Genomic DNA, 11,854 nt, shown 5'->3' on the forward strand with positions numbered 1-11,854 from the left:
CCGCTACTCCAGCGCGCGTCCGGCACCTGCTGCGGCGCGCGTTTTCGCATGCAAGTCGGCTGTACTGGTCTGTTTACTGGTATGCGAACCAATATGCCAAATCTGGACTAACCATTCTATTGACTCCGGATTGAAGGTCTGGCCTTATCCCTGAGGACAAAAGCGGCACCCGCATGCACGGGCAAGCCGGACGCTGCCAGGGAGAGATGCCGGATGCGGATGCGAAGATAAGCGCACGCAACGAGGGGCCGTAGGGACGCGGCCGCTGCCGCGCGCATGCCCCACCAGAAATCGCGAAACCCGGCTCCGCGCCGGACTTGGCCATGCGGCACGCGCCGCGATGGGGGGATGACTCATGACTAGAACGATCCGCGCGCGCAGCCTGCGCACCCGCCTGCTGCTTTCCGCCTGCTTCGTGGCGCTGCCCGGCACGGCCTATGCCCAGACCACGGTCTCGACGGTGCGCACCACCGGCGTGAATGTGAGCGGTGCCGGCACGGTGACGGTGACATCCACCGGCTCGATCGCGACGCCTACCGGCAACCAGGCGATCAGCGTCAACGGCACCAGCACCGGCACCGGCGTGGTGATCACCAATGACGGCACGCTCGAAACCGGTGCGACCTCGACCAACAGCAACGGCCGCGGGATCAGCAGCAGCGGCGATTTCGCCGATCGCACCACCCTGATCACCAACCGTGGCACGATCCGATCGGGCAACAGCGCGATCCGCTTTTCCGAGACCACGGCCGGGTACAGCGCCGGCACCGTCACCATCGACAACAGCGGCACGATCCTGAGCACCGGGATCGACTATAATGGCGCGGTGACCGTGCAGGGGCGGGGCATCGATCTTGCCGCCACGCGCGTCACGCTCAACGTCGTCAACCGCGCCGGGGGCTCGATCACCGGATCGCAGGGCATCGTCAGCACCGGTGCGCTGATCCTGACCAATTCGGGGACGATCACCGGAAACGGTGCCGCGGCGACCCAGGGAGAAGCGGTACGCGGTCACAATGCCGGCACGCTGGACGTTACCAACCAGGCCGGCGGCGTGATCACCGGCCTGTACGGGATTATCGGCACGGGCAATACCGCGATCGTCAACCGCGGGACGATCGCCAGCTCCGGCGGTGGCAGCGGGACCAACGAGGCGATCCGGATCAACCTGGGCTATTCGGTCAGCTCGACCACCGGCCTGGTCGTCAACAACAGCTATCTGAACAGCGTGACGCTGGCTGCGGGTAGCACCACCAGTGCCGGCACCGGCACCAACGCGAATGGCTATGCGGTGAATTTCGGCGGTTCGCCGATCGCGGGCACGGTCAACACGCTGACGATCGAGACCGGCGCGACGATCAACGGCACCATCGCGGCGACCACCAACACCAATTCCAACGACATACTGAACCTGACCGGCACGGGATCGCAGACGCTGGTTTCCACCACCGGCTTCGACACGCTCAATGTGCAGGGTGGCACCTGGGGCATCATCAACACCCAGACGCCGCGCTTCGGCACGACGATCGCAGCGGGCGCGACCCTGCGGCTCGACGATTTCGACGCCACGACCGGCGGCGAGGTCCGCAGCGCGATCGTCAACAACGGCACGCTGATCCTGAACCGCACCCGCAACCTGCAGAGCTTCGGCGCGATCAGCGGCACCGGCGGGCTCCAGCTCGTCAACACCGGCAACCTGACGCTGACCACTGCCAACAACTATTCCGGCGACACCATCATCAGCGGTGGCGGCATGTTGCGCAGCGGCCTGCTCGACAACGCCTTCTCGGCGAATTCGGCGGTGATCGTCACCGGCACCAGCACGCTCGACCTGAATGGCGTGAACAGCTCGGGAAGCAACACCCAGATCGGGTACAACCAGACGATCGGCAACCTTTCGGGGGACGGCTTCGTCAACACTGGCAGCGCCAGCGGCGCTACGCTCACCACCGGCGGGCTCGGCGGCGACACCAGCTTCTCCGGCGTGGTCAGCCAGCTTGGCGGGCTGACCAAGGTCGGCGGTGGCACGCTGACGCTGTCGGGCCAGAATACGGCGAGCGGTGTGCTGGCGATCAACGGCGGCGGCGTGGCGCTATCCGGCCGCTGGTCGGGTAATGTGACGATGGCGGCGGGCACCAGCCTTTCCGGGGCAGGCCGGATCAACGGTGTGCTTGACGCATCCGGTGCGATCCTGGCGCCCGGCAGCGGCGGGGTTGGGACGCTGACCACCGGCGGGCTGGTCCTTTCGGCAGGCTCGGTGCTCAACTATGATCTCGCCGCGCCCGGCACCGGCGACCGTATCCAGGTGAATGGCGACCTGATCCTCGACGGCACGCTCAACGTGGCCGATGTCGGCGGGTTCGGCGAGGGGGTCTATCGGCTGATCAACTATACCGGCGCGTTGACCGACAACGGCCTGGTGATCGGCGGGGTGCCGGCCGGCGCCAATGGCAGCCTGATGACCGTCCAGACCTCGGTCGCGACCCAGGTGAACCTGATCTACGGCACGCCGGCGGCGACCACGATCCAGTTCTGGGATGGCACCGACAATTCGGGCGACGGCATCGCACAGGGCGGTAGCGGCAGCTGGACCAACAGCTTCCCCAACTGGACCGACGCGGCGGCGACCAACAACAGCGCCTGGTCCGGTGCATTCGGCGTGTTCGGCGGCACCGCCGGCACGGTGACGGTGGACGACGCAATCCTGTTCACCGGCGCGCAGTTCATGACCGATGGCTATGAGATCGCCGCCGGCACGGGCACGCTGAGCGCCGACAGCCCGCTGACCAATATCCGCGTCGATCCGGGCGTGGCCGCGACGATCAGCGCCGGCATCGGCGGCAGCGGCGGGCTGGTGAAGAATGATGCCGGCACGCTGATCCTGTCCGGGACCAACGGCTATGCCGGCGCGACCAATGTGCTGGGTGGCACACTGGTCGCGCTGAACGGCGGGGCCTTGCCGATGACCAGCAACGTCAATGTCGCCGCAGGCGCGACGCTGGATATCCGTGCGGACCAGAGCATCGGCGGGCTCAACGGCGCCGGCGGCGTGCTGCTCGGCGCGAACCTCACCACCGGCGGGCTCAACGCCAATGACAGCTTCGGCGGTGTGACGAGCGGCTCCGGCGGGCTGACCAAGACGGGTACCGGCACGCTGACTCTGGGCGGCGCCAATGCCTATCTCGGCGCGACCGAGGTGAATGCGGGCACGCTGCAGCTCGATGGCAGCGTCGCGGGCGCGGTGAATGTCGCGAGCGGCGCGACGCTGAGCGGATCGGGCAGCGCGGGCGGCGTGGTGACGATCGCCGACGGCGCGCATCTCGCGGCCGGTGGCGCCGGGGCGGGGACGCTGACTACCGGTGGATTGGTGCTTTCCGCCGGCTCCGTGCTCGACATGGGCCTGGGTGCGCCGAACGTGGCGGGCGTGAGCGACCGGATCCAGGTCAATGGTGACCTGACCCTGGACGGCACGCTCAACGTTACCGATCTCGGCGGCTTCGGCGTCGGCGTCTATCGCCTGATCAACTATACGGGCGCGCTCACCGACAATGGCCTGGCTATCGGCGCGCTGCCGGCGGGTTCCAATGTCCCGCACATCAACCTGCAGACCTCGGTCGGGAACCAGATCAACCTGGTCTATGACAATATCGTCCCCGAGATTCAGTTCTGGGACGGTGCCGGCACCAGCGCGAATGGCGCGGTCGGCGGTGGCTCGGGAAGCTGGACCAGTGCCCGAACCAACTGGACCGATGCCAATGGCGCGGTGAACGACAGCTGGGGCGGGCGCTTCGCCGTGTTCCAGGGGCCGGCGGGTACCGTCACGGTCGACGGCGCGATCAGCGTCACCGGCATGCAGTTCATGACCGGCGGCTATGTGATCGCGGCGGGCACCGGGACGCTGAGCCTGGCTGATGCCCAGACCAATATCCGTGTCGATCCGGGCGTGGCCGCGACGATCAGCGCCGGGATCGGCGGCAATGGCGGGATCAACAAGCTCGATACGGGCACGCTGATCCTGTCCGGCGTCAACAGCTATGCCGGCGCGACGATTGTTGCGGGCGGTATCCTTCGTGCCGGGGTGGGCGGGGCGTTGCCGACGGGCACCAGCGTGACCATTGCGACAGGCGCAACGCTCGACCTTGCTGCCTCGCAGACCATTGCCGGCCTTGCGGGTACAGGCAGCGTGACGCTTTCGGGCGGCAGCCTGACCACCGGCGGCGGCAACACCGACACGCGCTATGCCGGGACGATCAGCGGCAGCGGCGGGCTGACCAAGGCGGGCAGCGGCGTGTTCACGCTGGCGGGAGCGAACAGCTATACCGGCGCCACCAATGTCTCGGCGGGCACGCTGCGGCTGGATGGCGGCTCGATCGCCGGCGGCGGTGCGTTGAGCGTGGCGAGCGGCGCGACGCTCGACGTCAATGGCGGTACTGTAGCTGCGGGGACGCTGAGCGGCGCGGGACGCGTGCTGCTCGGCAGCGGATCGCTGAGCGCCGGCGGCACCACGAACAGCAGCTTCACCGGCGTGATCAGCGGCACCGGCAGCCTGGTGAAGACAGGGACCGGCACGCTGACGCTTGGCGCCGCCAACACTTACTCCGGCGGCACGACCGTGACCGGCGGCACGCTGGCCGCCGGCATCGCCAACGCATTCGGCAGCGGCGTGCTGACCGTGACGGCGCCGGGCGCGGTCAACCTGGCCAACTTCGCGACGACCGTGGGCGGGCTGGCCGGTGACGGCAACATCGCGCTCGGCAGCGCGGTGCTGACCGTGAACAGCGTGAACAGCTCGAGCTATTCGGGCGTGCTCTCGGGAACCGGCCGGCTGGTCAAGTCGGGTGCCGGCACGCTGACGCTGAACGGCGCCAGCACCTACACCGGCTCGACCACGATCAACGAGGGCCTGCTGGTGGTGAACGGCTCGCTGACGGGCACGCTGACGATCGGTGCGAACGGGCGGCTGGGCGGATCCGGCAGGACCGGATCGCTGAGCGTCACCGGCACGGTGGCGCCGGGCAATTCGATCGGCACGCTCAACGTGGCGGGCAGCCTGACCTTCGCGGCGGGATCGACCTATCAGGTCGAAGTGTCGCCGACCGGCATCTCGGACCAGATCATCGCGACGGGCGCGGTGACGATCAATGGCGGCTCGGTCTCGGTGCTGACCGGCGGGGCGACCAACTTCCTGCCGCTCACCACCTACACGATCCTGTCCGGATCGAGCTTGACCGGTACGTTCGGCAGCGTCGTCACCGATCTCGCCTTCCTGACGCCGTCGCTGGTCTACAGCGCGGCGAGCGTGCAGCTGCGGCTGCTGCGCAACGATGTGAGCCTGGGCGCGGTGGCGCAGACGCCGAACCAGGTCGCGGTTGCCGCCGCGGTCGGCGCGCGAAGCTCGGGCGAGGTGTTCGACGCGGTGATCGGGCTCAACGCCGGTGATGCGCGGAATGCGTTCGACCAGCTTTCGGGCGAAGTGTTCGCGGCCGGCATGACGGTCGCCGGGCGCGACGGGCATGACACCGCGCGCGAGCTGATCGGGCGGATCGACGGGCCGCGCGGGCAGAAGAAGACCGCCTGGATCGCGGGCGACCTCGGCCAGCTCAAGGCGCGTGCACGCGATGGCCTGGCGGGCATCGAGTCGGATCGCCAGGTGATCTCGGGTGGCATCGAAGTGACCGGCGATACGCTGCGCTACGGCTTCTCCTATCGCTATGCGAAGAACGACATCAGCCTCGATGCGCGGGCGAGCGACGGCCAGCTGGTGAGCAATTCGGCCTTTGCCTATTTCGGCTATAGCTGGGGCGGGCTGCGCATCGCGGGCGGCGCGGGCTATTCGGCGCATACCTTCTCGACCGATCGCCGGATCGCGTTCGGCGGGCTTGCCAATCACCTCACCTCGGACGGCGATGGCCATAGCTATACCAGCTTCGGCGAGCTCGCCTGGATGGCGCCGATGGGCAAGGGCGCGCGCGTCGGCCCCTATGTCGGCGCCAGCGTGAGCTCGGCGAGCTTCGACCGGGTACAGGAATGGGGCGGCGCCGCGGCGCTGGTCGCCGGCAAGGCGCGCAGCACCACGACGCTGGCCAATTACGGCGTGCGCGGCACCGCGACGATCAACGGCGTGACGCTGAGCGGCGACCTGGGCGGGCGCTCCTATCTTGGCGATCCGGAAGCGCGGCGGCTGTTCAAGTTCGTCGATACCGGCAATGGTTTCGAGGCGAGCGGGACGCAGTTCGGCCGCACGGTGGTGACCGGGCGGATCGATGCTTCCACCAATGTCGGCCGCTTCGTCCTGGGCATGGGCGTGCGCGGGGAGACGGGTAGCGGCGGATCGGGCGTGACCGCACGCGCGAGCGCCGGGTTCCGGTTCTGATCGAGAAGAAAAACCAAGGAGAGTTGGACATGAAGACGTTGAAGATCGCGATTACCATGGGTGCGCTGCTGATCTCGGGCCAGGCGCTGGCGCAGAAGGCCGGCCAGACCCGCGCCGAGGCGCAGGCGGCATCGGCCAAGAAGTTCAAGAACCTCGACACCAATGGCGACGGCAAGGCGAGCCCGGCGGAGCTGCTGGCGTTCATGACCAAGGCAGCCGAGAAGCGCGGCGAGACGATGGACCAGGCCAAGGTCGATCGTCGCTTCAAGCGGCTCGACACCAATGGCGACGGCAGTGTCAGCGCCGACGAGCTGGCGGCCGAGGACCTCGCCAAGTTCGACCGGGCCGATGCCAACAAGAATGGCGTGATCGACGCGGACGAAGCCGCGCAGTGATGCACTGGCGCCTTGCCCGCTGGTTATAGGCGGGCAAGGCGCGGTTCCTTGACCCCGTGCCCGCACCCACCCCATGCTGCCGCGAAATGCGGGACGCTGGGGAGAAGAAGATGGCCGCGACGGGACGATACTGGCCGCTGCTGGCCGCCGGCGCGCTGCTCCTGCCCGGTGCGGCCAATCCCGCGCCGTCCCCCGCTTCCCATGCCGCCGCGCGCCATGTGCAGCTGGCCCCTGCCTTTGCCGAAGTCGATGCCTGGGTCGGCAAGGCGTTTCCCGGTGCGGTTCTCGCGGTCGGTCAGCATGGCAAGCTGCTGGCCGTGAAGGCGTTCGGCCATATCGACAGCGAAGCGGGCGCGCCGGCGATGCCCCGCAATGCGATCTTCGACCTGGCGTCGCTCACCAAGGTGGTGGCGACGACCAGCGCGGCGGCGCTGCTCTACGATCGCGGGCGGCTCGATCTCGATGCGCCGGTGCAGCGCTACCTCCCCGAATTCGCCGGCACGCCGGGGCACGAGGCGATCACCGTGCGGCATCTGCTCAGCCACAGCTCGGGGTTCAAGGCACCCGCTGGGGTGCTGTGGGGCAATGCCAGCGACCGCGCCGGCATCCTGCGCCAGATCCATACCATGCCGGTCGGCAGCCCGCCGGGGACGGTCTATGTCTATCAGGACTTCAACCTGATCCTGGTTGGCGAGATCGTCGAGCGTATCGCCGGCCAGCCGCTGGACAGGTTCCTGAAGCAGGAGCTGTTCGGGCCGCTCGGCATGAAGGACACGGGGTTCAACCCGTCGCCGAAGCTGATGTCCCGGATCGTGCCGACCGAGCAGGACGACAAGTTCCGTCACCGGCTGATGCGCGGGCAGGTGCATGACGAGAATGCCTATGTGATGGGCGGCGTTGCCGGCCATGCCGGGCTGTTCTCGACCGCGGTGGACCTAGCCAGGATCGGGCAGCTCTATCTCAATCACGGCCGCTGGCATGGGCGGCAATTGCTCAAGCCCGAGACGGTGAAGCTGTTCATGCAGCCCCAGGGCCTGCCCGCCGGGAGCAGCCGCGCGCTGGGCTGGGACATGCCTTCGGAGAAGGGATTCACGGGGCCGCTGGGCTCGCCTCGCGCGATCATCCATACCGGCTTTACCGGCACGTCGATCTATATCGATCCGGACCGCGATGCGTTCATCATCCTGCTCACCAACCGGGTGAACCCGACCCGCAACAATGCCGAGATCTTCAAGGCGCGGCCGGCGATCCACACCGCCGTGCTGACGGCGCTGGATGCGGCGAAGTGAGGCGGCTGCTAGTCCTGCTGGCGTTGCTGATGGCGATGCCGGCAGCGGCACAGGTGCGTACCGGGATCGATGTGTTGCAGCAGACCGGCTTCGCGCAGCTACGGGCGGTGGCCGCGCGGCATGGCGGCAAGCTGCGGCTCGCGATCCTCGCCAACCCGATCAGCGTCAACCGCGACGGGCGGCGCACGATCGACGTACTGCGCACCGAGGGGCAGGCGGCGGTGCCGGGCATGGTGGTCGCCAAGCTGTTCAGCGGCGAGCACGGCATCAATGCGCTGACCGACGACATGGACATCGACGACAAGCGCGATGCGGCAAGCGGCCTGGAGATCGTCAGCCTCTATGGCCGCACCGATGCCGAGAAGCGGCCAAGCGCGGCGCAGCTTGCCGGGCTCGACGCGGTGGTGATCGACCTGCAGGATGCCGGCGTGCGCTACTGGACCTTCCAGACGCTCACCAAATATTTCCTCCAGGCCTGTGCGGCGAACGGCGTGGAAGTGATCATACTCGACCGGCCGAACCCGCTGGGCGGGCTGGCGGCGCAGGGGCCGGTCTCGACACCGGGACGCGAGGACTACACCAATGCGCATAGCGAGCCGATGCGGCCGGGTATGACGATGGGCGAGCTGGCGACCCTGTTCAACGCCGAGGACAGGATCGGCGCCAGGCTGACCGTGGTTCGGATGACCGGCTGGAAGCGCGCCGACTGGTACGACCAGACCGGGCTGCTGTGGATCAACCCCTCGCCTAACCTGCGCAGCATAACGCAAGCCACGGCCTATGCCGGCACGGCCTTGCTCGAGGGTACCAATGTCAACATCAAGGGGCCGGGCGAGGCCCCGTTCCTCCGCTTCGGCGCGCCCTGGATCAAGGGTACCGAGCTGGCAGCCTATCTGAACGCGCGGGCGATCCCCGGTGTGCGCTTCCTGCCGGTCACCTATGTGCCGGCGAACGACAAGCTCTATCCCTTTGCCGGCCAGCGCGTGCAGGGCGTCGAAGTGCTGCTGCTCGACCGTGACCGGATCGACGCGCCGGCGCTGGGCGTCGAGGCAGTCGCCGCCTTGTGGAAACTCTATGGCGCCACCTTCCAGATCGAGAAGGTCGACCGGCTGCTGCGCAACCGCGCGGTGCTCGACCAGATCAAGGCGGGCATGGACCCGAGGAAGATCGCCGCCGGCTGGCAAGCCGAGCTGAACCGCTTCAAGGCGCGGCGCGCGCGCTACCTGCTGTACTGAGGACCGCGATGCACCTGCCTTTCAGCCTGACCGACTGGGTCGTCATCCTCCTTTACCTGACGGTGCTGATCGCGGGGGGCTGGCTGTTCACGCCGCGCCATACCGGCACGGCGAAGGAGTATTTCCTCGCCGGCGGCAACGTCCCCGCCTGGCTGGCTGCGATCTCGGTGCTTTCCGCCACGCAATCCGCCGCGACATTCCTCGGCGCGCCGGATTTCGGCTACCATGGCGACTTCACCTATCTCGGCACCAATCTGGGCGGGCTGATCGGCGCGATATTCGTCGCCCATGTGCTGATCCCGCGCTTCTACGCGGCGCGGGTGACGACGGTGTACGAGCTGCTCGGCCAGCGCTTCGGGCCGCTGGCGACGCGCTGGGCGGGCGGCATGTTCCTGTTCGGCCGGGTGCTGGCGGGCGGCGCGCGCATCTACCTTGCCGCCATTGCCATCGCGATGGTGATGACCGGCACGGTGAGCGCGCAGGGCATCTTCATCGCCGCCACCCTGCTTGTCGCCGCAGCCTTCCTCTCGACCTTTGTCGGCGGGCTCAAGTCGGTGCTGTGGATCGACCTGATCCAGTTCGTGATCTTCGTCGGATCCGCGATCGCGGTGCTGGTCTATCTGCGTTCGGGCATCCCGGCGACCAATGCCGAGATCCTCCAGGGGCTTGCCCATGCGCCCGACGGCGCCAACAAGCTGCGGCTGTTCGACCTGACCACCGACTTGTCCAAGCCTTTCTCTCTGCTCGCGATCGTGACCGGCATCGCGCTGCTCTACATCGCGTCCTCTGGGCTCGACCAGGACACCACCCAGCGCCTGCTTGCCTGCAAGGACGCGAAGACCGGTGCGCGCAGCCTGTACTGGTCGGTGATCGCGACGGTGCCGGTGGTGGCGCTGTTCATCACGATCGGGCTGCTGCTCCATGTCTTCTACGACCGGCCCGAGCTGATGGGCGGTGCGACGGCGGGCGCAAGCCTTGCCTTTGGCGGCGAGAAGATCAGCATCTTCATGCACTACATCCTCACCCAGCTGCCGCCCGGCCTGCGGGGGCTGGTGACCGCCGGGATCATCGCCGCGGCGGTGGCGACGACCAACTCGGCGCTCAACGCGATGTCGTCGGTGCTGATCGAGGACTTCTACCGGCCGTGGCGCGCGGGGCGGAGCGAAGTGTCCGAGCATCACTATGTCCAGGCCGGGCGCGCCGGCATGGGCGTGATCGGCGTGGCGATGCTGATCGTCGCGGTGCTGTCCTTCTACTGGCAGCATTATGCCCAGCTCGGGCTGCTCGAATTCGCGCTGTCGGTGATGGTGTTCGCCTATGCCGGGCTGATCGGCGTCTACATGACCGCGATCTTCACGCCGCGTGGGACTACCGAATCGGTGATCGCCGCGCTGATCGCCGGCTTCTTCGTGGTGCTGCTGCTCCAGCCAAAGATCGCGGGCACGATCGGCCTGCCCGGGGCGCTGGCGCATCTTGCCTTCCCGTTCCAGCTCTGCATCGGCAGCGCGGTTGCGTTCCTGGTCGCGGTCGCGCCGCCGGGCAGAACCGCGGATCAGTAGATCGCGGGGGAGTCGCTTGCGGGGAAGCTTTCCTCGAGTGCTTCGTCGAGCTCACGGTCGAGCTGCTGGGCGCGCTCGTCGATCGGCAGCTGGCCCGCCAGCCAGAGCGCCAGGTTGCGCACATAGTTGCGGACCGACGCCTGGGCTTCCTGCGATGCGGCCAGCGCATTGCCGGGCGCCTCGCTGACGAAGGTCGGGCAGCCCTTGGCGGGATCCCAATTGTAATCGGCGAAATGATGGAAGGTCGATTCCGCCCAGGCGGGGCCGCCCTGATCCGAAGGCTCGAAGGCGACGGCGATGTTGAATGCGTTGCCGCTGACCTTGCTGGTGCTGATCGCGACGACGCGGGCCGAAGGATCGTCCGCGGGCGCGCCGACGGCGCCTTCATGCGGGTGCGAGGGAAGGTAGCGGATCAGGCCGCCGGGGGCGTCATCGTCGCGCAGCACCGGATGGGCATCGCCGAGGATCGCGATCTCCTGGAAATCGCCGTTCGCGCCCGAATGATAGTTGGGCCAGGAGATATAGCTGGTCTCGCGATCGTCGATCACCCGACGGGCCTCGTCCGGATCGAGATGGTGGGTGTGGAAATAATGCGCCGCGCCGACGCCGCCGAGCGAGCAGACCGAACAGCCCAGATCCATATGGTCACGCGTCACCATCAGGCCGCGGCCCTTTTCGCGGAAGCGGCTGATCGCGGCGCAATCCGCCTCGGCCAGTCCGTCGCCGGTATCGACCGCGAACAGCCAGAGCTGGTCGAAATCGGAATCGTCGAGCGTCGAGAGCACCGGGTCGGGCGTGCCGGGGGGCGTGCGATCGCGCGCGGTCACCTCGAACAGCGGCGCGCCGTCCTCGCCGGTCAGGCCGGCAAGATGCGCGTGGAGCATCGAGAAGCGGCGGATGTTCCAGTCATCCTCGACCGGCGGGATCGTGGTCTGGAGCAGGATCTTGATCGGCGACGCCATGTTGAACTCCCCAAGCAGCATCTCTGGAATATCACGCCGCC

General features: G+C 67.7%; 6 protein-coding genes. 5 read left to right on the top strand and 1 reads right to left on the bottom strand.

Annotated elements, in window-relative coordinates:
- Window positions 1–355: 355 nt before the first annotated feature.
- From O3305_RS18165 to O3305_RS18185, 5 genes are all read left to right on the top strand, one after another.
- Window positions 356–6,373 carry an autotransporter-associated beta strand repeat-containing protein gene (locus O3305_RS18165; protein WP_269573786.1) on the top strand — a complete coding sequence of 2,006 codons (6,018 nt, stop codon included), beginning with the start codon at window positions 356–358 and terminating at the stop codon, window positions 6,371–6,373.
- 29 nt (window positions 6,374–6,402) lie between these two features.
- On the top strand, window positions 6,403–6,768 hold the full coding sequence (locus O3305_RS18170; RefSeq protein ID WP_269573787.1) for an EF-hand domain-containing protein: 366 nt from the start codon (window positions 6,403–6,405) through the stop codon (window positions 6,766–6,768).
- A gap of 86 nt (window positions 6,769–6,854) precedes the next feature.
- Window positions 6,855–8,057, top strand: coding sequence for a serine hydrolase domain-containing protein (locus O3305_RS18175; protein ID WP_269573788.1), 1,203 nt, complete (start codon window positions 6,855–6,857; stop codon window positions 8,055–8,057).
- Window positions 8,054–9,292, top strand: a complete 1,239-nt coding sequence (locus tag O3305_RS18180) for an exo-beta-N-acetylmuramidase NamZ family protein (protein ID WP_269573789.1) — start codon at window positions 8,054–8,056, stop codon at window positions 9,290–9,292. Before O3305_RS18175 ends, O3305_RS18180 begins: the two co-directional genes overlap by 4 nt.
- Window positions 9,293–9,300: 8 nt before the next feature.
- Window positions 9,301–10,851, top strand: coding sequence for a sodium:solute symporter (locus O3305_RS18185; RefSeq protein WP_269573790.1), 1,551 nt, complete (start codon window positions 9,301–9,303; stop codon window positions 10,849–10,851).
- Here O3305_RS18185 and O3305_RS18190 read toward each other — a convergent pair.
- Entirely contained in the window at window positions 10,845–11,813 is a 969-nt protein-coding gene (locus O3305_RS18190; protein ID WP_269573791.1) for a hypothetical protein, read from the bottom strand. The two genes, O3305_RS18185 and O3305_RS18190, sit on opposite strands and share 7 nt — an antisense overlap.
- Between the last annotated feature and the right edge of the window lie 41 nt (window positions 11,814–11,854).

Origin of the sequence: Sphingomonas sp. NIBR02145 (genome assembly GCF_027359115.1) — a bacterium.
Lineage (GTDB): Bacteria > Pseudomonadota > Alphaproteobacteria > Sphingomonadales > Sphingomonadaceae > Sphingomonas > Sphingomonas kyeonggiensis_A.